This is a genomic window from Luteibacter sp. ME-Dv--P-043b (genome assembly GCF_030209605.1).
Lineage (GTDB): Bacteria > Pseudomonadota > Gammaproteobacteria > Xanthomonadales > Rhodanobacteraceae > Luteibacter.
On the sequence record NZ_JARVRT010000017.1, the window covers coordinates 47,618 to 70,585 of the forward strand.

Genomic DNA, 22,968 nt, shown 5'->3' on the forward strand with positions numbered 1-22,968 from the left:
GCCCCTATCATCGGTCCCCGCCCCCTTCCGCAGGACTCTTCCGCGTTGGCTTTCCTGAACCGTCTTGGCTCCCTCCTGCGCACGGCCTGGCCGTGGCTGCGTATCCCTTTCTGGCTGGTCATGGGGCTGCTGTTCGGCTTCCTGCTGCCCTACACGCTGATCCTCAACGCCCGATTGCAGGATCGCTTCAACGACCTCGTGTTCGCGGTGCCCACCCGCGTCTACGCGCGACCGCTGCCGCTGGAAACGGGCAGGGCGCTGACCCCCGCCGCGCTGGAGCTGGAGCTCACGTTCGCCGGCTACACGGCCGAGGGTGCCGGCAAGGTGCAGGGCAGCTATTCGAAGAACGGCTCGCGCTTCGTCATTGCCTCGCACGGGTACTTCGGGCCGGACGGCGGCGAGCTGCCGCATCGCATCCGCGTGGCCCTGGCCGACGGCCAGGTGGCCTCGGTGGTGGATGACACCAACAACAAGCCCATCGCCTCGATCCACCTCGACCCCGCACGCATCGCCACGCTGTACGGCGCGCAGCAGGAAGAGCGCCGCATCGTGCGCCTGGAAAACGTGCCGCCGCTGCTCGTGCAGGGCCTGCAGGCGGTGGAAGACCGCGACTTCAAGAACCACATCGGGCTGGATTTCTCGGCCATCGCGCGCGCCTCGTTCGCCAACCTGCGCGCGGGCCATACGGTGCAGGGCGGTTCCACCCTGACCCAGCAGCTGGTGCGCAACCTGTTCCTGGATCGCAACCAGACCATGCTGCGCAAGGTCAACGAGGCGATCCTCTCGCTGCTGATGGAAGCGCACTATTCGAAGGGCCGCATCCTCGAGGCATACGTCAACGAGGTGTTCCTCGGTCAGCAGGGCAACCAGGCCGTGCACGGCTTTGCCGCCGGCGGCGAGTTCTTCTTCGGCCGCCGCCTGGAAGACCTGCGCCCGCAGGAAATCGCCCTGCTGATCGGCCTGGTCAAGGGCCCCAGCTATTACGATCCGCGTCGTTATCCGGATCGCGCGCTGTCCCGCCGCAACCTCGTGCTGCAGCAGTTCCACGACACCGGCCTGCTCGACGACGCGCAGACGAAGGCCGCACAGGCCACCCCGCTGGGTATCGCGCCGAACGCGCAGCTTCCGCATAACCGTTTCCCCGCGTTCATGCAGCTGGTCCGCTCGCAGATCACCGCCGACTTCGACGAAGCCGCGCTGCGTGACGGCAGCCTCAGCATCTTCACCACGCTGGACCCTGCCGCGCAGCTCTACACCGAGCAGGCGATCATCACGACGATGAAATCGCTGGGCAAACGCGGTGCCGCCGCGCAGGCCGCGGCCGTGGTCACCGACACCACCAACGGCAGCGTGCTGGCCGTGGTCGGCTCGCGCGATCCCGGGGAGCAGGGTTTCAACCGTGCGCTGGATGCCCGCCGCTCCATCGGTTCGCTGGTCAAGCCGCTGGTGTACCTGGTGGCGCTGGCGCAGCCGTCGAAATGGTCGCTGGCCTCGATCGTGGACGATTCACCGATCAACATGCGCCAGCCCGACGGTACGCCGTGGACGCCGCAGAACGACGACCACGAGGTGCATGGACAGGTGCCGATGCTGGACGCGCTGGTGCACTCGTGGAACCTCGCCACGGTGAACCTCGGCATGCAGGTGGGCGTACCGCGGATCAAGGGCTTCCTGGAGTCGTTCGGCCTGGAGGGCGTCAATCCCAGTCCGTCGCTGCTGCTGGGCGCGATCGACCTGTCGCCGCTGCAGGTGGCGCAGTTGTACGAGTACATCGCCGCCGATGGCCACGCGTTGCCGCTGGTGGCCGTGCGTGGCGTCATGGATAACAAGGGCCAGGCGATCAAGCGTTACGAGGTGAAGGGTGGCGATGGTGAGTACCAGACCGCCGCGCGGCTGACCACCTGGGCCATGCAGCAGGTGGTCAACGGCGGCACCGCCGCGGCCATCGGCAACTCCAGCCTGTCCTGGCTGCATGCGGCCGGCAAAACGGGTACCAGCGACAGCCAGCGCGACAGCTGGTTTGCGGGCTTCACCGGCGATCGCCTGGCCGTGGTCTGGATGGGTCGCGACGACAACAAGCCCACGGGCCTGTACGGCGCCACGGGAAGCATGCGCGTGTGGCAGGAGCTGTTCCGCAAGCTGCCCACACGTCCGCGCTCGGCCGCGCCGGGCGAAGGGCTGGAGATGGCTTACGTGAACCCGCAGACGGGCAAGCGCACCGATCCCTCGTGCGAAGGCACGCGACAGTTCCCGTTCGTGTCCGGTTACGTGCCGGAAGCGGAAGAGGGCTGTTTCTGGCAGCGATTCAAGGGTATGTTCGGCGGTGGCGACGGAGCCCAGCAGCCCGCACCGCCCGTTCCCAGTAATCCTACGGATTGACGCCATGCATCGCCTTCGTTTCTGCGCCATCGCCGCCGCCACCCTCGTCGCCGCCTGCAGCCAGCCGGCGCCGCCGCAGGCCACGCGGCCCAGCAAACCCGTCTACGACATCGTGGCGCAGATCCGCGCCGCCGGAGAGCGCGAGAAGTCGGCCATCGAGGTCGCGCCGTTGCGCGATCCCGGCGTGCAGGGCCTGCAGCAGGCCGCCGCGGCCGACGAGCGCGCCGGCAGGTATCCCGATGCCGACGCTAAGCTCGCCCAGGCATTGAAACTGGCGCCGCAGGCGCCCGAACTGATCCAGGACCGCGCCGAAGTGGCCGTGCGCATGCAGGACTTCCCGCGCGCCGAGCAGCTCGCGAAGCAGTCGTTCGACATGGGCCCGAAGTCGGGCAGCCTCTGCGCCCGCAACTGGCAGACGGTTTACGAAATGCGCATGCAGGCCGACGACCAGGCCGGCGCCACCGCCGCGAAGGCGGAAGGCGGCAAGTGCCACATCGCGGGCCCCAACCGGTTCTGACCCGCCATCGGGCCATGTAGGAGCGGACGATGTCCGCGATGGTTTTCGCATGACATGCGGTCCGGGTGCCCGGATTACCCGGATTACCCGGATCGCCCACATCGTGGGCTCCTACACGAGCACGAGCACGAGCACGGGCACGTTGTCGTATCGCCCGCTTTTACGGCGTGCGGAGGGTGCGGCCGTGGGCGTGCACGGTGTCGACCAGCACCTTGACGTTGTCCGGGTCGACTTCCGGCGTGATGCCGTGACCCAGGTTGAACACATGGCCGGGGTGGTTGCCGAAGCTGTCGAGCACGGCGCGCGCCTCACGCGCCACGATCTCGGGTGAGGCACGCAGCACGGCCGGGTCGAGGTTGCCCTGCAGGGCCACGCGGTCACCCACGCGCCGGCGCGCTTCGCCGATGTCGATCGTCCAGTCCACGCCGAGGCCGTCGCAGCCGGTGTCGGCCAGCGCTTCCAGTTGCCCGTTGGAACCCTTGGAGAAGAGGATCACCGGCAGCTCGCGGCTGACCGGGTCCGCCTTCAGCGCATCCACCACCTGCGCCATGTAGCGCAGCGAGAACTCGCGGAATGGTGCGGGGCCGAGCATGCCGCCCCACGTGTCGAAGATCATCAGTGCCTGGGCCCCCGCGTGCGCCTGGGCGATGAGGTAGGCCGAGACCGAGCGCGCGATGGTATCCAGCAGGCGGTGCGCCAGCGCCGGGTCGTTCCACGCCAGTGCCTTGACCCGTGCGAAGTCGCGCGAGCCCTCGCCCTCGACCATGTAGCAGGCCAATGTCCAGGGGCTGCCGGAGAAGCCGATCAGCGGCACGCGGCCGCCCAGCTCGTGGCGGATCAGGCGCACCGCGTCCATGACATAGCGCAGTTCCTTGTCCATGTCCGGCACCGCGAGGCGATCGATCGCGGCGGCATCGCGCACCGGGTGCGCGAAACGCGGGCCCTCGCCCTGCTCGAACGACAGGCCCAGGCCCATGGCATCGGGAATGGTGAGGATGTCGGAGAACAGGATGGCCGCGTCGAGGTCGAAGCGCGCCAGCGGCTGCAACGTGACCTCGCACGCATACTCGGGGTTGGTGGCCAGCCCCATGAAGCTGCCTGCGCGGGCGCGGGTGGCCCGGTATTCCGGTAGATAGCGGCCGGCCTGGCGCATCACCCAGACGGGTGTGGTGTCGACGGGCTCGCGGCGCAAGGCGCGGAGGAAGCGATCGTTGCGCGGCGTGTCAGCGACCATGCGCCGACTCCTGGCCTTGGCTGAACATCACTTTGAAGCCTTTTTTCAGTTGGGCGTCGCGGGCTTTCTCGAAAGCCGCCAACGCCGAATCGCGCGCGATGTGCACTTCGCGCTTGAGGGAGGCCTTGCCGCCCTGGACGCCGCTCTCGCGGTAGAGGGTCCAGCCGCCGAACAGGTCCTGCTCCAGGGTGATCTGGACGTAGCGGGGCGCTTCCGTCGCGACCTCGGGCAGGGTTTGCATGTAGATCCGCATCGAACGATCCGGGCTGGCGCAGGGCCGATCATTGTAGGCGTGTCAGCCCAGCACCGCGAGCACGTCGTCTTCGGCGACGCCGGACACGATCTCCGCGCGGCCGATGCCGCGCCAGAGGATCAGGCGCAACGTGCCGGCTGTGTTCTTCTTGTCCAGCCGCATGAGGTCCAGCAATCGCGTGGGTGCATGCCGCGGCGAGCGCTCGGTGGGCAGGCCCAGGCGGTGCAGCAGGGTGACCAGGCGTTGCGTGTCGTCGGCGGTGGCCATGCCCAGCCGCTCGGACAGGCGAGCCGCCAGCACCATGCCGACGGCCACGCCCTCGCCGTGCAGGATCTCGCTGTAGTTGCCGGCGGTCTCCAGGGCATGCCCGAAGGTGTGCCCCAGGTTCAGCAGTGCCCGTTCGCCCTGTTCGGTTTCGTCGCGCGCCACCACGCCGGCCTTGTACCGGCATTTGCGGGCGATGGCCTCGATCAGGGGACGGGTCTCGCGCGTGGCCAGGGTGTCGGCGTGGTCTTCCAGCCAGGCGAAGAACGCGGGATCACCGATGGCCGCGCCCTTGACGACTTCCGCCAGTCCAGCCTGGAATTCACGCTGGGGCAGGGTGTCGAGCAGGTAGGTGTCCGCCACCACCGCGCGCGGCTGGTGGAACGCACCGGCCAGATTCTTGCCGGTGGGCAGGTTCACCCCGGTCTTGCCGCCGACGGAGGAATCGACCATGGCCAGCAGGGTGGTCGGCACCTGGATGAAGTCGATGCCGCGCATCCAGCAGGCCGCCGCGAAGCCCGCCATGTCGCCGACCACGCCGCCGCCCAGGGCGATGATGCAGGCGTCACGCGTGGCGCCCAACTCGCCCAGCGCCTCGAGGATGCGGCCGATGTTGGCGAAGGTCTTGTGCGTCTCGCCATCGTCGAGCAGGTAGGACGCCCAGCGCAGGCCGTCCAGGCCCTGCGCCAGCGCATCGAGATACAGCGGAGCCACGGTGGTGTTGCTGACCACCAGCACGTGGCGCCCGCGGATCATCGATCGCCAGCGCTCGCTGTCCGCGAGCAGACCGGGGCCGATCCATACAGGGTAGCTGCGACCGGCAAGGTCGACGTCGACGGTTTCCATCAGGGGCGTCTCCAGTGACGGTCGAGGAGGGCGACGGCGCGCGGCACGGCGGCGTCCACGTGCTCGTGGCGCCCGTGGAAGATGAGGTCGGCGACCTCTTCGTACAGGGCGTTGCGTTCGGCCGCGAGGGCTTCCAGTCGCCCGCGGCGGTCGGTGCCGGCGATCATCGGGCGGGCGGTATCGTGCGCGAGGCGATCGAACTGCTCGGCGACGTCGACCGACAGCAGCAACACGGTGCCGCGCGACATCAGCCGATCACGATTGCCGGCGTCCAGCACGGCGCCGGCGCCGGTGGCGAGCACGACGCCGTCGGCGCGGCTAGACTCGTCCAGGTGCGCGGATTCCAGCGCACGAAACGCCGCCTCGCCTTCGCGTTCGAAGAGGCTGACAAGGGTCGTGCCGAGCCGCGCTTCGATCTGGACATCCAGATCGACGAACGGCAGGCCGTAATGCGCCGCGAGGCGCTGTCCGATCGTGGTCTTGCCGGCCCCCGTGGGGCCGACCAGGAACAGGTTGGGCGAAGGATTCATCGCAAGCATGCTAGCAACAAGCCACCCCAAGAGGTACGAGAGCGTGCTGGTCGCCGGCGCGGGCGACGTGGGCCGTCGCGTGGCCAGGCAACTGCTCGCCGACGGGCATCAGGTGTTCGCCCTGCGCCGGGGCGAGGCCGCTGAAGCCGACGGTATCCGCTGGTTGCGGGGCGACCTGACGCAGCCAGCCACCCTGCGCGACATGCCGGCGGTGGACGCGTTGATCTACGCCGCCGCGCCCGATGCACGCGATGAGGACGCCTATCGGGCCCTCTACGTCGACGGCCTGCGCCATATCGTCGATGCGCTGCCGGTTCCGCCGCGGCGCACGGTGTTCGTGTCGTCCTCGGCCGTCTATGGGGAACACGGTGGCGACTGGGTGGATGAAACCACGCCCGTCGCGCCCGGGGCGTTCAGCGGTCGCATCATGCGCGACGCCGAGCAGTGGCTGGCGTCGCGAGGGGTGGGCGGCGTGAGCCTGCGTCTGGCCGGTTTGTACGGGCCGGGGCGCACGCAATTGTTCGAGCGGTTGCGCGAAGGCCAGGCCCGCGTACCGCGTGGCCAGGGTGTGTATGCCAACCGCATCCATGTGGACGACGCGGCGTCCGCGCTGGCGCTGGTGCTGTCGCTGCCGGACCCCGCGCCCGTGTACGTCGGCGTGGACGATACGCCGCTGCCGATCGACGTGCTGTATGACCACCTGGCCGGATTGCTCGGCGTGCCCGTGCCGGCGGAAGGACCCGGGCCAGCCGGCATCGGCAACAAGCGATTGTCCAATGCTTTGCTACGCGCGTCCGGCTTCCGCTGCCGGTGGCCGGACGCACGTGCCGGCTATGCCGCGCTGCTTGCCGGCTGACCGCGACGATACGCCCCGGAAGGGCGCGGACCGGCGTGCTAGCATCGAACGATCCCCTGGCCCGAAACCCAGCCACGATGCTCACACCCGATATCCTCGATACCTTCCATGGCCTGCTCGACGAGGCCAAGGCCAGCGGCGATCGCGAGCCCACGGCGATGAACCTCGCCACCGCCGACGCCAGCGGGCGCGTGCACTCGCGCATCGTGTTGCTCAAGGGCATCGATGCGCACGGCCTGCGTTTCCATACCAACCGCGAAAGCGCCAAGGGCCGTGAAATGGCCGAGCATCCGCAGGTCGCGCTGTGCTTCCACTGGAAGCAGATCCGCGAAGGCGTGCAGGTGCGCTTCGAAGGCCGCGTGCAGTTCCTGGACGACGCGGAGTCGGATGCCTATTTCGCCAGCCGCCCGCGTGGCAGCCGCATCGGCGCCTGGGCGTCCAGGCAAAGCGAGACGCTGCCCGACCGCGCCACGTTCGAAGAACGCGTGGCGCACTACGAGGCCGAGTTCGAAGGCCGCGACGTGCCGCGTCCGCCACACTGGGGTGGCTACCTGATGCAGCCGGATCGCGTGGAGTTCTGGTACGGCGCACGCTACCGCCTGCACGAGCGCTTCGTGCACACCGATGGCGGCACGGCCTGGTCCAGCCGGATGCTCTACCCCTGAATCCGCGCGCCGAACGGGGCTAGAGCAACAGCCCCAGGTCTTCCGAGCGGCGCACCAGTTCCAGCGTGCTGTGCACGCCCAGGATCTGCATGATCATGTATTTGTGCGCCTCGACCGTGCGTGCCGACAGGCCCATCCGCTCGGCGATCTCGCGCGAGCGCAACCCCTGGCCCACCATGCGTAGCACCTCGCGCTGTTTCGGGGTCAGCTCGCGCATCTCGTTCGGCAGGCGGGCTGTCGCATGCACGCCGAGCGACGGCGTGACATAGGTGTCGCCCTCACGCACACGGCGCAGGGCCAGCAGCAGTTCCTCGCCCGCCGACATCTTCAGCACGTAGCCGTTCGCGCCCGCCTTCATCGCGATGTTGGCAAGCGATGGCTCGGCATGCATCGTGAGGATCACGAACGGCGTGGTGTCGCCACGTTCGCGCAATGCCTTGAGCACTTCCAGGCCGTTGCCGCGGGGCATGTTGATATCCGAAAGCACCAGGTCGGGCACCTCGCGACGAACGGCCTCAAGCAGCGCGCCGCCATCCTCCGCCACCGCCACGATGTCGTAGTCGGGTTCCAGCAAGCGGACGATGCCCTCGGCGACCATGCGATGGTCGTCGGCGAAGATGAGGCGTGGACGGGCCTGCACGTTCACGGGCTTGCCAGGGGCAGATGGACGCATAGCTGGACTCCTTTACCGGGCGCGCTGCGGAGATCGAAACGACCTCCGAGCAACCTGGCCCGCTCGTTCATGCTGATAAGGCCGATGCCGGACGCGTGGACCGGCAACCGCTCGGGATCGAAACCGCGTCCATCGTCGGCGATGTGCAGGGCGGCGTGGTCGGCGCCGATCGCCACGGCGATGGTCACCTGCGATGCCCCGGCGTGGTCCAGCGCATTGCGCAGCCCCTCCTGGGCGATGCGGTAGACGCACAGGGCGACCTCGCCGGGCAGCGTGGCGGCGTCCGGCGGCACGGACAGGTCGATGCGCGGCGGCCCCGATCGACCGGTCGACGTGCACAGCGCCTGCAGGGCCTCCTGCAGGCCGGCATGGCTGAGCCAGCCGGGATGCAACTGGTGCGACATCAGCCGCAGGTCTTCCGCCAGCGCCATGACCTGTGCCTGCACGTGGCCGACCTCGCCGGCCAGTGCGGCGGGAACGCGGCGGCGCAGCGCGCTCAGGTCGATGGAGGCGGCGGCCAGGCGCTGGTTGATGTCGTCGTGCAGGTCGCGCGCCAGGCGGGCTCGCTCCTGCTCCTGCGTCGCGATCAGCCGCCCGGCCAGCTCGCGCATGTCGTTGCGCGCGTTGTCCAGCGCGCGTTGGCCCGCCTGGCGTTGTTCCACGAGGGCGCTTATCGCGATCGCGCACAGCGTGGCCCCCAGCGTCCACAACTGCACCGCGAGCGTGGTGTCCTGCAGGCTGGCGGCGACGAACGGGCCACGGCCGCCAACGCTCAGTTGCGCGGCCATCACCACGATCACGAACATCGCGGCCGAGCTGCCGGCCATCTGCGCGCGCAGGCAGGCGGCGACGAGGATGGGTGCGGGGGCCAGGCACAGGAGCGGTAACAGCCCGGGACGCGCCCCCACGGTGTACCAGACCACGCCCAGCAGGGCGATGGCACAGGCCATGACGGCCACGAATACCGGCGGCACGCGCCCGGCGTGCCGTACGGAAGCATCGGGGCTGCGCAGGCTGGTCCACGCGGGCAGGTAGAGCACGTAGCCCAGGGCATGGGCCAGCGCGAGGTTGGTCCCGTCGCCCAGCACGGATCCGGTAAACGCGGTATGCGGTGCGACCAGCCCGATCAGCAGGGCGGAGCCGATCGGCAGGGCGACGACGGCGATGGCACCGCGGACCAGCAGCTTGCCGATGTCCTGCAGCAGCGGTGTATCGCCATGCACGTGGCGCAGTGCCCAGGCGGCGGCAGGCGTAGGGGCCAGCGCGGCGCCCAGCACGGCCATCGTATCTCCCAGGGGCAGGCGGAACAGACCCACGCAGACGACCAGCAGCCCTGCGAACGCGGACGTCACCAGCCACGGCCAGCGACGCGGCGGCGTGGCCAGCAAGGCGCCGAGCAGTACCGCGCCCGGAAACCAGACGATGTGCGTGCCGCCTTGCCGGCTCCACAGCGCGTATGACAGCAACTGCGCCGCCATGCAGCCAACGAACACGCCACCCAGCCACATCGCGCCGCGGCCGGCATCCTCGTCGCGGCCGGCACGCGCCTCAGCCATGCCGCACGCTCCAGCCATGGATGATGCGGCGCAGGGCGGCCAGGCCGTCGGTGAGCGCGGCCGGGCCCGGTTGCAGGATCAGCGGCGATTTCACCTCGTGAAGTTCGCCGTCGCGGATGGCCGGCACGCCTTCCCAGCCGGCGCGGGCAGCCACCTGTTCGGGCCGGAAGCGCTTGCCGCACCACGAGCCGATGATGATCTGCGGCGCGGTGGCGATGATTTCCGCCGGATCGCCGACGATCCGGTCGCGGGCCAGCGACTGGATGGCCCGATGGGGCAGCACGTCGTCGCCGCCTGCGATCGCGACCAGTTCCGAGACCCAGCGGATGCCGGAGATGCAGGGATCGTCCCACTCCTCGAAATACACGCGCGGACGGCATGGCAAGCGCGCGGAGGCCTCGCGCACGTCGTCCAGTCCGCGTGCCAGCTCATCCGCCAGCTGGTTCGCACGAGCGGCCGCACCGACCAGGGCGCCGAGACGGCGGATGTAGTCGAGGATGCCTTCCACGCTGCGGTGATTGGAAATCCATACCTCGACCCCGGCCTTGATCAGGGCCTGGGCGATATCCGCCTGGATGTCGGAAAAGCCCACGGCCAGGTCCGGCTGCAGCGCGAGGATGCGGTCGATCTTCGCGCTGGTGAAGGCGCTGACCTTGGGCTTGTCGCGGCGTGCTTCCGGCGGCCGCACCGTGAAGCCGCTGATGCCCACGATGCGATCCTGCTCGCCGAGCCGGTACAGGGTCTCGGTGGGTTCCTCGGTGAGGCAGACGATGCGGCGGGGGCCCATGACGACTCCGGAGCGTGACAGGCCCCGATTGTCACCGTTCCGGACGCCCTCGGCCAACGCCGCCGTCAGGCATCGCGATCCAGCGACCCTGTTGCCGGATTTCCAGGGGGTGAAAGCGACGCTTGTAGTCCATCTTCGGGTGCCCCGCGATCCAGAAACCCAGGTAGACATAGGGAATGCCGCGACGCCGGGCGAGGGCGGCCTGCTGGAGGATGCCGAAGGTGCCCAGGCTGCGTGCCGCCTCGTCGGGTTCGAAGAACGTGTAGACCGCCGAGACGCCGGTAAGGGCGATATCGGTCACCGCGACGCCGAGCAGGCGGCCCTCACGGCGCATCTCGAGGAACATGGTGGGACTCCACGGCGCGGCCAGGAAACGCTGGAAATCCTCTTCGTCGGCCGTGTCCATGCCGCCGCCGGCATGCCGCGTGCGCAGGTAGCGTTCGTAGAGCGCGTGGCGTTCGGCGGTGAACCCGGGCATCGCCTCACTCACGTCGATATCGGCGTTGCGCTTCAGGCATCGCCGCTGGGTGCGATCCGGCGTGAAGTGTTCCACGTCGATACGGCAAGGCACGCAAGCCTGGCAGGTAGCGCACTGCGGCAGGTAGAGGTGGCTGCCGGCCCGGCGGAAGCCCTTCGCCAGGGCCTGGCCGTAGAGCCGGTCGAGATGGGGCGCCCCCGGATCGATCACCAGGTTCTGTGCCGTCCGCTCGGCGAAATAGCCGCAGGCGTGCGGCAAGGTCTGGAACAGGCGGACGCGATCGGTCATGGACCGATCTTATCGCGTCTATTTGGGGATGTCGGCGGTGCTCAGGCCGGGTGGTAGACCGACATCCAGTGGGTGATCACGCCGGCGGCATCCAGCACCGGTTCCAGTTCGAGTCGACCGTGCAGTACCCCGCCGTCGGCCTTGCGCATCGAAACGGCGATCCGGGCGGCTTCGCCGGCGTCCACCGTACCCGTACGCCGCGCGAGCAGTGCCAGGTCGCCGACCAGGAGGTTGCCGATGATCAGACCCGCCACGCTCTCGGCACGATGGCCGGTGGCGCGGACGAAGGCGTCGTTGACGAAGACGATCTGGCACTCGCGCCAGTCCGCGTGGCTGGCGTCGGTGATCGCGATGGCATCGGGAAGACGCGCCAGCGAGGCGCGCATCAGCGCGAAGCTCTGCTGGTAATGCTTGCGCTCCATCATCTCGATGAGCACGCGCAGGCCGCGCGCGGAGTCCAGGTGCTGGCGAGACCACGGCCGCGAGCGGCCGCGTACGGTCTCCTGCCACGACGAGAAGCTCTGTCGGGGCGACAGCCGCGCGCCGGGGATGACCTCGAGCTTGGTCAGGGCCGGGTTGCCGGCCCAACGCACGTTGCGTACCTGCTCCGCGCGCGTCCAGATCAGCACGTTGTGCGAATCCGCCTGCAGCGGCATGAAGATGATGCCCGCGGCCAGGCTGGCGAACTCGGCCTCCGCCAGTTCGGGATAGTGCCTGCCGATCTCGTCGGTGTTGAGCACGCCCGTGATGCCATCGGCTCCGGTCGGGGTGTCGGAGGTGGCCACCACGTCGCGAATGCGCAGCAGGGCGTCCTCGGCGGGCAGGTGGCCGTGGCGGATGACGTGGTTGCCCGAGAAGATGGCCACGCCGTCGGCATCGACCACTTCCAGCAGCTCCGGCGCCAGCGTGGCCAGCAGGTCGGGATCGATCCGGTCGCTTTCGTTGAACGCGGTGATCAGTTTCTCGCGCACGGTCAGCAGCGTGCTCTCCACCTCCACCTTGTCCATTTCCTCGATGGCCGCCACGCGCATGGCGAACGTCCGGGCAACGGCATCAGCCACTTCACGCATGCGATGGTCGGCGAAGAACGGCCGGTAGTGGTGGCACGACACCAGACCCCACAGCCGGCCGTTGGTGATGATCGAGGCGACCAGGGTGGCGGTGACGCCCATGTTGCCCAGGTATTCCAGGTGCACCGGCGACACGCTGCGCAGCGAGACGTCGCTCAGGTCCGTGGGGGCTCCGGACTGCGGGTCGAAGGCCGGCAGGATGGGCGAGGGAACGTAGCGGCAGTCGCTGATCTGGCGGACGCGGTTGCGCAGGTAGAGCGCGCGCGCCTGCACGGGAATATCGGTGGCGGGGTAGTGCAGCCCGAGGTAGGCCTCCAGGTCGTCGTCGCGGGCCTCGGCGATCACCTCGCCGTGCCAGTCGTGGTCGAAGCGGTAGACCATGACCCGGTCGTAACCCAGCGCGCCACGGATGGTGCGGGCGACGCGGGACGCCGCGCGCTGCACGTTGCCGTCGAGTTCCAGCTTGTGCGCGAAGTCGAACGCGATCCGCAGCGGGTCCTCGTCGAAGGCGCTTTCGCGTGGCTCCAGTTCGATCATCCAGCGGGTGTCGTAGGCATGGACGCTGGCATGCCAGCCACCGCGACCGGCGTCGTGCGGGAAGGTCACCGCGACCCAGGGCGTATGCGCCGGGCGCTCGTCGTCGACGAACAGGTCCGAGGGGAGGCCGAGCAACGTGTCCAGCGGGGCACCCAGCGCGGCGGCGAGGTCGACACCGAGCAAGGGGGTCACGTTCTCGCTGACCTGGAGGATCGTCTGCGTCGCCGCATCGACCACGATCAGCATGCCGTGGGGCTGGACGGATCCCGGACTATGGATGGGCTCGCGATCGCAGGCGGTGAGGTCGGGAAGGTCAGACATCGGTGGGTTCCTTCAGCGTCCGGCGAAAACGAGCGAACATCCCTCGTGCGCCGTCGACGGCGGCACGGCAGGAGGCATCGTCGGGCAGGTGGGTGTCGAGGAGGTGCTGGAAACGGCGCCATGCGGACGGGGCGTCTTCGCCCACGGCGTAGAAGCGGTGTTCGCGATCCGGGTAGAGCTCGCGCAGGCGGCGTGCGATGAGGCGGCCGCCGAGGGCGGAGCCTTCGACGACGTAGAGTTCGCCCCAGGCGGTGGGGGTGTCGTGGGTTGGATCGCCCACATCGTGGGCTCCTACAGGGGCGCGGCCAGCTTGCGGTATCTCGCGGGAGGGATCGCCCACATCGTGGGCTCCTACGGGGGCGCGGCCAGCTTGCGGTACCTCGCGGGGTGGATCGCCCACATCGTGGGCTCCTACAGGGGGGCGGCCGGCCTGCGAATCCTCGCCTGTGTAGGAGCCCACGATGTGGGCGATAGCCAGATCGCCATCACGCCCCGGCTCGCCACGCCCCATCCCCAGATCCTCCCGCAGCAACCCCGCCCGCGACACATACGCCCATCCGGCCCCGGCCGCAGCACCTCGCAACCACGCCCCCCGCTCCGCCTCCCAGGCCTCGAACAGGCCCAACTGCGCACGCAGCAACGCGGCGTATCCCGCTTCGCTAAGCATCCCGTCCATCAGCCGGCGCATGCCGTCCGATGCTTCGGTGTCCTCGTGGTCGTCACGGGTCGCTTCGCGCAACAGCACGTGCGCGGCGCGATGATCGACGGTGTCGTGCACTCAGAGGACCTGCGTGGCCTTGAGGATCACGATCAACATGACGCCCACGACCACGGCCAGCACCATCAGGCGCACGCGGGAGGCCGTGCGCTGGGCCACCGGACGACGGTCCGGATCGCGGTGCATCTGCAACTCTTCCTGGAAGCGGATGACCGGCTCGATGCCCATCTCCTTGAGCAGGGTGCGGGCCTGGGGGAAGTCGTCGGCGCTCTTCACCCACACCTGCGGCCAGCTGTCCCGGTCGGACTGCCGCTGCGAGTAGCTGAAGCGCTGGTAGGTCGGGCGGTTCCAGGTCGAGCGGTTGGTGACAGTCGTCTCGATCGCGTGCTCGGTGAGCAAGGCGACGATCCGGTCGATGTTCTCGGGGCGGGGTGAGGTATAGATCTGGCGCATGGCCGGATTCTACGGGATTGCCGGCCCCGGCGCGCCTCAGTGGGGCGGTGCGACGAGGGCGGCGCGCAGGTCGTCCAGGTGGCCGTCGTTCGGCAGCGGGTCGATGCCGAGCAGGTAGGCCAGCAAGGGATAGACATCGACGTTGGGGAACGGCGCCAGCGTGACGCCGCGGCGGATCGACGGGCCGCGCGCCACGAACAGCGCGCGCATGGTCGGCGCCAGGTTGTCGTAGCCGTGCTCGCCGCGGGACATCGGCACCGTGCGCTTTGCCAGCGCCTCGTGCGAGATGATCGCCCAGCCCGTGTCCGCCATGCAGATCAGGGCGGGAACACGCGGGTGCTTGCCGTAGTTCAGCCGCGGGGGCAGGTCCTGCTTGCGGTAGCAGCGCATGTGCGCATGCGGGCCGAGCAGGCGGGCCTCGGCGGCCGATGCGTCCACCCCCGGCTTCGGGTTGAAGGCGGAAACCACGCCGAAGGCCACCGGGTCCAGGGCGTCCAGATCGGTTTCCTCGTCGGCGAAGACGATATTGCCCACCGGTACGTCGGCCATGCCGTGGTCGGACACCACGACCAGGTTGGTCCGGTCGTACAGCCCGCGGCGGCGCAGTTCGTCCACCAGGTAGCCGAGGGCGTCGTCCACCTCGCGCAGGGCGGCGTTCACCTCCGGCGAGTCGGGGCCGAACGCGTGGCCGGCGTGGTCCACGGCGTCGAAATAAAGGGTGTCGAACGCCGGCTTCGGGCCCGGCTCGTCGATCCACGACAATAGCTTGTCGACGCGGGCCCGCGAGGTCAGCGAATCGTCGAAGGGAATCCAGTGGTCGGGACGCACGCCGTGGATGGCGGCCTCGGTGCCCGGCCAGAACATGGTGGCCGTGTGCAGGCCATCCTTCTGCGCCGTGACCCAGATCGGTTCGGCATCCGACCACCAGCGGCCGTCGCTGGTCGCAGCATGGTTACCCAGGCTGAACTTGCCCAGCACCGGATCGACCATGGTGTTGTTGACGATGCCGTGGTGGTCCGGCACGCGGCCGGTGACCAGCGTGTAGTGGTTGGGGAAGGTCAGCGAGGGAAACGAGGGCAGCATGTAGGTCGCACGCGCGCCATCGCCGGCCAGGGCCAGCAGGTTGGGCGTGACGCCGCGCTCCAGGTAATCGGGGCGGAAGGCATCGATCGACACCAGCAGCACGGCGGGGCGGTCGGACGCGGCAGGGTGGGTGACGCAACTGGCGAGGACAAGTGTGGCGATCAGCGTGAAGATCGCGGCGCAGCGGGAAAACGTGGCGTTCATGGGGAAAAACGTAGGCTCACTATCGAACAATCCCCCCATGATGGCGGAGTCTCATGACCAATTCATCACGCAATCTCGTGCTGTCGATGCTTTTTCTTGCGATTCCGGTCGCGGCACTCGCCCAGACCCAGCCGGTGAAGCCCGCCGCTGCGCCGCCGCCGCGCCCGCAGGCGGTGATCGCCACGCCCTCGCATACCGAGCAGTGGCAGCGCCAGGTGGATCGCCAGCAGTTGCAGAACGCGCAGAACCAGAACGCGGTACGCCAGCAGCTGCAGCAGAACAACAGCACCATCCAGCGTAACAACACCACCGACCCCGCGATGCGCAATCAGATCGACAATGCGCAGCGCAGCCAGGACCAGCTCAATCGCGCTCGCCAGGACGCGGCGGACCGCCAGTACCAGAACGACTCGCTCAATCGCGGCAGTACCGCGCCGGCACGCACGGGTTCCGCCGGCCGCTGATCCGCTGCAAGCGGCGCCGACCCGACGGGCCGGTGATTGCTGCGTCGCCGCTGGCGGGCAATGGCGTGGCACGCCCATAATCGGGATTCCCCGCATTCCGGAGTTTCCCGATGACGGCTGCCACGCGCATCGACACCACCCGCACCGTGCGCGCCCCGCGCGGCACCGACCTGACCTGCCGCAGCTGGCTCACCGAAGCCGCGTATCGCATGCTGCAGAACAACCTCGACCCCGAGGTGGCGGAAAACCCCGCCGAGCTGGTGGTCTACGGCGGCATCGGCCGCGCGGCCCGGAACTGGGAATGCTTCGACGCCATCCTGCGCAGCCTGCGTGAACTGGGTGATGACGAAACGCTGCTGGTGCAGTCGGGCAAGCCGGTGGGTGTGTTTCCTTCCCACCTGGATGCGCCGCGCGTGCTCATCGCCAATTCCAATCTCGTGCCGGCGTGGGCGAACTGGGAGCACTTCAACGAGCTGGATCGAAAGGGCCTGATGATGTACGGCCAGATGACGGCCGGTTCGTGGATCTACATCGGCTCGCAGGGCATCGTGCAGGGCACCTACGAGACCTTCGTGGAAATGGGTCGCCAGCACTACGGCGGTTCGCTGGCGGGCCGTTGGATACTCACTGCCGGCCTGGGCGGCATGGGTGGCGCGCAGCCGCTGGCCGCGTCGCTGGCCGGTGCGTCCTCACTCTCCATCGAATGCCAGCAGAGCCGCATCGATTTCCGCCTGAAAACGCGCTACGTCGACGAGCAGGCCACCGACCTGGACGATGCGCTGGCGCGGCTGGATCGCTACGCGAAGGAAGGACGCGCCGTGTCGGTGGCCCTGCTGGGCAATGCGGCCGACGTGCTGCCCGAGATGGTTCGCCGTGGCGTGCGTCCGGATGCCGTGACCGACCAGACCAGCGCGCACGATCCGGTCAACGGTTACCTGCCGTCCGGCTGGACGGTGGAACAATGGCTCGAGCGTCGACGCACGGACCCGGCCGGTACCGCCGCGGCCGCCAAAGCGTCCATGCGCGTGCACGTCGAGGCCATGCTCGCCTTCCACCGGCAGGGCGTACCGACCTTCGACTACGGCAACAACATCCGCCAGATGGCCAAGGATGAAGGGCTCACCGACGCGTTCGCCTTCCCTGGCTTCGTGCCAGCGTTCGTGCGTCCGCTGTTCTGCCGCGGCATCGGCCCGTTCCGCTGGGTGGCCCTGTCCGGCGACCCGGAAGACATCTACAAGACCGACGCCAAGGTCAAGGAGCTGATCCCCGACGATCCGCACCTGCATCGCTGGCTGGACATGGCGCGCGAGCGGATCAGTTTCCAGGGCTTGCCCGCCCGCATCTGCTGGGTCGGCCTGGGCCAGCGGCATCGCCTGGCGCTGGCCTTCAACGAGATGGTCCGCCATGGCGAACTGAAGGCGCCCGTGGTCATCGGACGCGACCACCTGGATTCCGGCTCGGTCGCCAGCCCCAACCGCGAGACCGAGGCCATGCGCGACGGCAGCGATGCGGTGAGCGACTGGCCGCTGCTCAATGCCATGCTCAACGTCGCCGGCGGCGCCACGTGGGTCAGCCTGCACCACGGTGGCGGCGTCGGCATGGGTTACAGCCAGCACAGCGGCGTAGTCATCGTGGCCGACGGCAGTGAAGCCGCCGACCGCCGGCTGGCCCGCGTACTCTGGAACGACCCCGGCACCGGCGTCATGCGTCACGCCGACGCGGGCTATGCCGACGCCATCGATTGTGCCCGGGAGCAGGGCCTCAACCTGCCGATGCTGTAATCAGCGCCCGTTGGCCCACGAGGTCACGTACCGCTCCGGGTAGATCCGCTGCAGGGCCAGCACCTTGGGGCGGTCGTTGATCGCGATGTACATGGCATCCGGGTTCAGGCGCATGTAGTCCTGGTGCTCCGCCTCGGCCAGGTAGAAGCCCTTCAGTGGGGCGACTTCCGTGACGATGCGGCTGGGGAACGCCTTGGCCGCGGTGAGCTGGGCGATGTAGGCCTCGGCCAGTTTCTTCTGATCCGGCGAGTTGTAGAAAATGGCCGAGCGGTACTGCGTGCCGCTGTCGGGTCCCTGCCGGTTCAGCAGCGTGGGGTCCTGCGCCACCGAGAAGAACACCTGCAGCAGCTGGCCGTAGGTGACCTGGGTGGGGTCGTAGACCACCTTGACCGACTCGGCGTGGCCGGTATCGCCCTCGCTCACGTCATCGTAGTTGGCATGCTGCGCATCGCCACCGGCATAGCCCGTGCGAACGCTTTTCACGCCACGCACGTGCTGGAACACGCCCTCCACGCCCCAGAAACAGCCGCCGGCGAAGACGGCGGTAGCCTCGCCCGAGGCCGGCGTGGCATCCACGGCAGGCGCCGGCAGCCGTACACCTTCGTCACGTGCGGACGCGGCCGAGCAGGCGGTGAGGGCGACGAGCAGCGCGGGCAACAGGGAACGACGAGACATGGCTTTTTCTCCCGGTCGGCATGACCTGATACATGAGACCGGTGTACCCGCGAAAACCTGACAGGATGTGAAGTCCGCCTTCACGTTCGTGTACCTACAGAATCGGCCAAACGCGCCGTTAAGCACCCGATGCGCGTGACACGGTAGAGTCCGCCGCTCGTTCGGCGACGCACCCGACAGGGATCTCACATGCGTCGAGAATACCGTTGAGAAAGGAGGGAAAACGTGGCGTATGACCTGGTAGAACGACGTGTCTTCGTGACCGATCTCGAGATCGGCATGTACGTCAGTCGCCTGGACTGCGACTGGTCGGACACCCCCTTCCCGTTGCAGGGCCTGCCCATCACGTCCCGTGAGGACATCGAATCGCTCAGCCGGTTCTGCAAATACGTGTTCGTGGACACGCAGCGCCACGTCGGCCCGGATCGTTCGCTCAGGCCGCCCAGCGTGGTGGCCAAGGCAAAGCCGGCTGCCGTCGTCCGGCCGGCTACCAGCACGCGCCTGGTCAGCCGCCATGCCTATACCGACACCGCGTCGTTCGACGACGAGATGCCGCGCGCCAGGGCGGCTTACGACACCGTGGCCGATTTCGCGATCCAGATGGTGGATGACCTCCGTCAGGGCCGCCCCGTGGAACCGCAGGCCATCGAGAACGCGGTGCGCCCCATGGTGGAAAGCGTCCTGCGCAGTGGCGATGCCTTCTTCTGGATCGAGAGCCTGCGCCGACGGGACGGCTATACCTACCAGCACGCGATCGGATGCAGCACCCTGGCCGCCGCCTTCGGTCGCCACATGGGTTTCGAAGGCGACGCCATCGTCAGCCTGGCGGCGGGCGGCCTGCTGATGGACGTGGGCAAGTCGCAGTTGCCCGAAGAGCTGCTGGGTCGTGATGGCCCCCTCAACGACGACGAATGGGATCTCGCCCGCCAGCACGTCGGCGAGGGTGTCGCCATCCTCGATCATTCGGGCGTCCTCGACGACGAGGTACGCGACATGGTGCTGACCCACCACGAACGCTTCGACGGCTCCGGCTATCCGTCCGGCCTGGCCGGTACCTCGATCCCCCTGGCCGGCCGCATGGCGGCGATCATCGATACCTACCACGCGATGTCGACGCCGCGGCCCTACCGGGCAGCGGTGTCCCAGCACACTGCGTTGCGGGAGCTGTACAAGGGCCGCGACCATGGGTTCCAGGGCGAGCTGGTCGAACAGTTCCAGGCGTGCCTGGGCGTGTATCCCACCGGCACCCTGGTGGAACTCAACACCGGTGAGGTGGCGATCGTGATGGTGCAGAACCAGTCGCGGCGTCTGCAGCCACGCGTGGCTATCCTCACGCGGCCGGACAAGAGCCACCTCGACGATTTCCTGATCGTGGACCTCATGCGCCAGGTGGATGTGGTACGCCGGGAAATCCTGCGTACGTTGCCGTCCAATGCCTACGGCATCGATCCACGGGAATATTTCACCGCATGAACGAGCGGGCGCACATCCTGCCGGCGGTACAGGCCATCCTCGACAGGTCGTCGGTGGATGCGGGCCCGTGCGCGGTGCTGATCGTGCGCCTGCAAGGCATGCGCGAGGCGCAGCTTCGCTTCGGCTACGACTTCGGCAGCGAGGTGATGCTGGCATCGCGCGAGCGCATCGTGGACGCGGTGCGCCACGTGGACACGGTGTTCGTCGCCGGCGACGACACCTTCGTCGTCGTGCTGCCGATGGTGCGTAACCGCACGCATGCGTTGCTGGCCGCCACGCGTATCGTGGCCGCGTTCGACAAGGCGCTGCTGCGCGGCGAGCGCCCCTGGCACGGGCGCGCCGTGGTCGGCGTGGCCATCCATCCGGACCATGGCGTCACTGCCGAATGGCTGTACCGCCGCGCCGAACTGGCCCACGACGAAGCACTGCGTATCGGCGAAGCCTTCGCCATCTACAAACCGGACGTGACCCCCGTCGAGATCCTCTACGGCGAGCTGCGCGAGGATATCGAGGCCAACCGGCTGCAAGTCGCCTTCCAGCCGCTGCACGACCTGCGCACGGGCGAGATCAGCCGGGTGGAGTCGCTGGCGCGCTGGACCACGGCCGCCCAGGTGGTCGTGGGGCCGAACGATTTCATCCCGTTCGCCGAGCGCAGCGACCTCATCGTGCCGTTGACCCGATGGAGCCTCAACGCATCGCTGCGCCATGCGGCCGCGTTGCATCGGGGTGGCTGCCCGATGGACGTGGCGATCAACCTGTCGCCGCGCGTGTTCGTCGAACAGGGTTTTGCCGAGCAGGTGCTGGGCGCCATCGAGATCTGGGGCGTGCCGCCACAGTCGGTGATCGTGGAGATCACCGAAACGGCCCTGCTCACCGACATGGACATGAGCGTGCGCGTGCTGCGCCGCCTGCGCGACTGCGGCGTGCGCGTGGCCATCGACGACTTCGGCACCGGTTATGCTTCGTTCGCCTACCTGCGCCATTTCCCCGCGACCGAACTGAAGATCGACCGCAGCTTTGTCGACGCCATGCGCGGCGACCGCCGTACCGAGCTGCTGGTGCAGGCCATGATCGACGTAGCGCATCGCCTCGGCCTGGAAGCCATCGCGGAAGGCGTGGAAGACGAATTCACCCTGCGTCGCCTGGTCGAGATGGACTGCGACCTGGTGCAGGGCTACCACATCGGCCGTCCCATGCCCGCCGAAGCCTTCGTCCAGGAACGCCTGGCTGCCGTGTCGATGGTCTGACGCCGTCGCGGCGTGCAACCGTGCCGCCGTGCACCACGATGCCATCGCCACGCCCTACCGTGCCGTTGCCCGCCACGCTGCCATCGCCACTTCCTACGGTGCCGCTGTAGGAGCCCGCCCTGCAGGCGACCCCCATCCGCGATAACGCCGATCCAACGCCTCGATCTCCGCGTCCAGCGCCCCCTCATCCCCCTCGTTGACCAGCACATCGTCGGCGATCGCCAGGCGATCCTCCCGCCGCGCCTGTGCCGCGATCATCTTCCGCGCCAGCGCCTCGTCGATGCCGTCGCGCCGGACCAGCCGCGCGATCCGTGTCGCTTCCGACGCATCCACCACCAGCACGCGATTCACCCAGTCGTAGTGCGCCCGGTTCTCCACCAGCAGCGGAATGGACAGGATGCAGTAGGGTCCGGTGTCGGCGTCCGCTGCCGCCCGCAGCCAGGCACGGATGCGCGGGTGCAGGATGCCTTCCAGTGCCGCCCGGGCCGAGGGATCGTCAAACACCCGCTGGCGCATCGCCGCTCGGTCCAGCCGGCCGTCCCGGTCGAGCGCGTCGGCACCGAAGACACGCGTCACCTCGGCCAGCGCGGGCGAGCCCGGCTCCACCACGGCGCGAGCCGCCACGTCCGCGTCGTAGGCATGAATGCCGCGTGCCTCGAAGCGTCGCTCGACGGCGCTCTTGCCGGAGGCGATACCACCGGTGAGTGCCACCACGAAGCCGCTCATCGCAGACCCGTGGCGCTCAGGTAGGCCCCGAGCAAGCGGTCGCCCAGCAGCAACCAGACCCAGCCGGCGGCCGCGATGTAGGGGCCGAAGGGGATCGGCACCTCACGCCCATGGCGCCGCAGCAGGATCAGCGCACCGCCCACCAGGGCACCGATGAGGGACGACAACATGACGATGGGCAGCAGGGACAACGGGCCCATCCAGGCGCCCAGCGCAGCCAATAGCTTGAAGTCGCCATGGCCCATGCCTTCCTTGCCGGTCAGCAGCTTGAACAGCCAGTAGACGCTCCACAGGCTGAGGTAGCCGAGCAGGGCGGCGAGGATGGCCGAGGTAGGCTCGACGGGCAGCGGCTGCCAGGCCGGCACCAGGCAGAGGGCCAGGCCGATCCACAGCAGCGTGTAATTCAGCTCGTCCGGCAGCAGCTGGGTGCGTGCGTCGATGCCGGACAAGGCGATGAGGAAGTAGGTCAGCACCAGGCTGGCCGCCGCGCCGGGCGTCGGCCCGAACCGCCAGACCACCGCGGCGCTGGCCAGTCCGGCCAGCAGCTCGACCAGGGGATACTGGATGGAGATCGGCTCGCGGCAGTATCGGCAGCGCCCGCGCAGCAACAGCCAGCCCAGCAGCGGGACGTTGTCGCGCGCGGCCAGCGGATGCTTGCAGCGCGGGCAGTGCGACGATTCCACCACCACGCCGGGCGGCAGCGGCTCGTCCACCGTGTCCAGTTCCAGCACCTCTCGCGCCTGTCGGCGCCACTCGGCCTGCATGCGCGCGGGCACGCGCAGGATCACCACATTGAGAAAGCTGCCGACCAGCAGGCCGAAGACGCCGGCAAGGCCGATCCAGAGAGCGAGGGGCATGTCGGGCATGGAAGATCCGTGGTCAAGAAAAAA

23 protein-coding genes are annotated in these 22,968 nt (G+C 68.6%); 8 read left to right on the top strand and 15 right to left on the bottom strand.

Annotation, left to right across the window (positions count from 1 at the left end):
* Positions 1-45 precede the first annotated feature (45 nt).
* Complete coding sequence (gene mrcB / locus QRN34_RS10890) at positions 46-2,379, top strand: penicillin-binding protein 1B (protein WP_285404438.1); 2,334 nt, start codon at positions 46-48, stop codon at positions 2,377-2,379.
* 4 nt (positions 2,380-2,383) lie between these two features.
* Positions 2,384-2,896, top strand: a complete 513-nt coding sequence (locus QRN34_RS10895) for a hypothetical protein (protein WP_036140336.1) — start codon at positions 2,384-2,386, stop codon at positions 2,894-2,896.
* 160 nt (positions 2,897-3,056) lie between these two features.
* Here QRN34_RS10895 and hemE read toward each other — a convergent pair whose 3' ends face one another.
* Genes hemE through QRN34_RS10915 form a run of 4 tightly spaced genes read right to left on the bottom strand, consistent with a single transcriptional unit; the run spans position 3,057 to position 6,023 of the window.
* A complete protein-coding gene (gene hemE / locus QRN34_RS10900; RefSeq protein WP_285404441.1) occupies positions 3,057-4,130 on the bottom strand; it encodes a uroporphyrinogen decarboxylase in 1,074 nt (357 codons plus the stop codon).
* Positions 4,120-4,383 carry a WGR domain-containing protein gene (locus tag QRN34_RS10905; protein WP_285404443.1) on the bottom strand — a complete coding sequence of 88 codons (264 nt, stop codon included), beginning with the start codon at positions 4,381-4,383 and terminating at the stop codon, positions 4,120-4,122. The genes hemE and QRN34_RS10905 overlap by 11 nt, the downstream gene beginning before the upstream one ends.
* A gap of 42 nt (positions 4,384-4,425) precedes the next feature.
* Entirely contained in the window at positions 4,426-5,493 is a 1,068-nt protein-coding gene (aroB, locus tag QRN34_RS10910) for a 3-dehydroquinate synthase (protein WP_285404445.1), read from the bottom strand.
* On the bottom strand, positions 5,493-6,023 hold the full coding sequence (locus QRN34_RS10915; protein ID WP_285404447.1) for a shikimate kinase: 531 nt from the start codon (positions 6,021-6,023) through the stop codon (positions 5,493-5,495). Before QRN34_RS10915 ends, aroB begins: the two co-directional genes overlap by 1 nt.
* Positions 6,024-6,030: 7 nt before the next feature.
* On the opposite strand from QRN34_RS10915, the gene QRN34_RS10920 reads away from it, so the two are divergent.
* Together QRN34_RS10920 and pdxH are read left to right on the top strand one after the other, a co-directional pair.
* Positions 6,031-6,879: an SDR family oxidoreductase gene (locus QRN34_RS10920; protein ID WP_285404449.1), complete on the top strand. Its 849-nt coding sequence runs from the start codon at positions 6,031-6,033 to the stop codon at positions 6,877-6,879.
* Between the two features lie 77 nt (positions 6,880-6,956).
* On the top strand, positions 6,957-7,544 hold the full coding sequence (gene pdxH, locus QRN34_RS10925) for a pyridoxamine 5'-phosphate oxidase (RefSeq protein ID WP_285404452.1): 588 nt from the start codon (positions 6,957-6,959) through the stop codon (positions 7,542-7,544).
* Between the two features lie 19 nt (positions 7,545-7,563).
* Here pdxH and QRN34_RS10930 read toward each other — a convergent pair whose 3' ends face one another.
* From QRN34_RS10930 to QRN34_RS10965, 8 genes are read right to left on the bottom strand one after another with little or no spacing between them, the layout of a single operon-like run.
* Positions 7,564-8,217, bottom strand: coding sequence for a response regulator transcription factor (locus QRN34_RS10930; RefSeq protein WP_285404454.1), 654 nt, complete (start codon positions 8,215-8,217; stop codon positions 7,564-7,566).
* Positions 8,187-9,773, bottom strand: coding sequence for an ATP-binding protein (locus tag QRN34_RS10935; RefSeq protein ID WP_285404456.1), 1,587 nt, complete (start codon positions 9,771-9,773; stop codon positions 8,187-8,189). The genes QRN34_RS10930 and QRN34_RS10935 overlap by 31 nt, the downstream gene beginning before the upstream one ends.
* Positions 9,766-10,560: a cobalamin-binding protein gene (locus QRN34_RS10940; protein WP_285404458.1), complete on the bottom strand. Its 795-nt coding sequence runs from the start codon at positions 10,558-10,560 to the stop codon at positions 9,766-9,768. The genes QRN34_RS10935 and QRN34_RS10940 overlap by 8 nt, the downstream gene beginning before the upstream one ends.
* Before the next feature lie 31 nt (positions 10,561-10,591).
* Positions 10,592-11,326, bottom strand: coding sequence for an arginyltransferase (locus QRN34_RS10945; protein ID WP_285404460.1), 735 nt, complete (start codon positions 11,324-11,326; stop codon positions 10,592-10,594).
* 41 nt (positions 11,327-11,367) lie between these two features.
* Positions 11,368-13,254, bottom strand: a complete 1,887-nt coding sequence (locus QRN34_RS10950) for a GAF domain-containing protein (protein ID WP_285404462.1) — start codon at positions 13,252-13,254, stop codon at positions 11,368-11,370.
* On the bottom strand, positions 13,247-14,032 hold the full coding sequence (locus QRN34_RS10955; protein ID WP_285404464.1) for a biliverdin-producing heme oxygenase: 786 nt from the start codon (positions 14,030-14,032) through the stop codon (positions 13,247-13,249). The genes QRN34_RS10950 and QRN34_RS10955 overlap by 8 nt, the downstream gene beginning before the upstream one ends.
* A complete protein-coding gene (locus QRN34_RS10960; RefSeq protein ID WP_036140358.1) occupies positions 14,033-14,425 on the bottom strand; it encodes a hypothetical protein in 393 nt (130 codons plus the stop codon).
* A 36-nt stretch (positions 14,426-14,461) separates the two neighbouring features.
* Positions 14,462-15,712 carry an ectonucleotide pyrophosphatase/phosphodiesterase gene (locus tag QRN34_RS10965; protein WP_285404467.1) on the bottom strand — a complete coding sequence of 417 codons (1,251 nt, stop codon included), beginning with the start codon at positions 15,710-15,712 and terminating at the stop codon, positions 14,462-14,464.
* A 53-nt stretch (positions 15,713-15,765) separates the two neighbouring features.
* Here QRN34_RS10965 and QRN34_RS10970 point away from each other — a divergent pair, with 53 nt between their 5' ends.
* Together QRN34_RS10970 and hutU are read left to right on the top strand one after the other, a co-directional pair.
* Positions 15,766-16,176: a hypothetical protein gene (locus tag QRN34_RS10970; protein WP_285404469.1), complete on the top strand. Its 411-nt coding sequence runs from the start codon at positions 15,766-15,768 to the stop codon at positions 16,174-16,176.
* Between the two features lie 110 nt (positions 16,177-16,286).
* Positions 16,287-17,957, top strand: a complete 1,671-nt coding sequence (gene hutU / locus QRN34_RS10975) for a urocanate hydratase (protein ID WP_285404471.1) — start codon at positions 16,287-16,289, stop codon at positions 17,955-17,957.
* Here the strand turns inward: hutU and msrA are convergent, their stop codons facing one another.
* Entirely contained in the window at positions 17,958-18,632 is a 675-nt protein-coding gene (msrA, locus tag QRN34_RS10980) for a peptide-methionine (S)-S-oxide reductase MsrA (RefSeq protein ID WP_285404473.1), read from the bottom strand.
* 258 nt (positions 18,633-18,890) lie between these two features.
* On the opposite strand from msrA, the gene QRN34_RS10985 reads away from it, so the two are divergent.
* On the top strand, positions 18,891-20,105 hold the full coding sequence (locus tag QRN34_RS10985; protein WP_285404475.1) for an HD-GYP domain-containing protein: 1,215 nt from the start codon (positions 18,891-18,893) through the stop codon (positions 20,103-20,105).
* The gene (locus tag QRN34_RS10990; protein ID WP_285404477.1) at positions 20,102-21,352 is read left to right on the top strand and encodes a GGDEF domain-containing phosphodiesterase; all 1,251 of its coding nucleotides are present in this window, start codon (positions 20,102-20,104) and stop codon (positions 21,350-21,352) included. The genes QRN34_RS10985 and QRN34_RS10990 overlap by 4 nt, the downstream gene beginning before the upstream one ends.
* Positions 21,353-21,445: 93 nt before the next feature.
* Here QRN34_RS10990 and coaE read toward each other — a convergent pair whose 3' ends face one another.
* Positions 21,446-22,078, bottom strand: coding sequence for a dephospho-CoA kinase (coaE, locus tag QRN34_RS10995; RefSeq protein ID WP_285404483.1), 633 nt, complete (start codon positions 22,076-22,078; stop codon positions 21,446-21,448).
* Positions 22,075-22,944, bottom strand: coding sequence for an A24 family peptidase (locus tag QRN34_RS11000; RefSeq protein WP_285404485.1), 870 nt, complete (start codon positions 22,942-22,944; stop codon positions 22,075-22,077). Before QRN34_RS11000 ends, coaE begins: the two co-directional genes overlap by 4 nt.
* Positions 22,945-22,968: the final 24 nt, after the last annotated feature.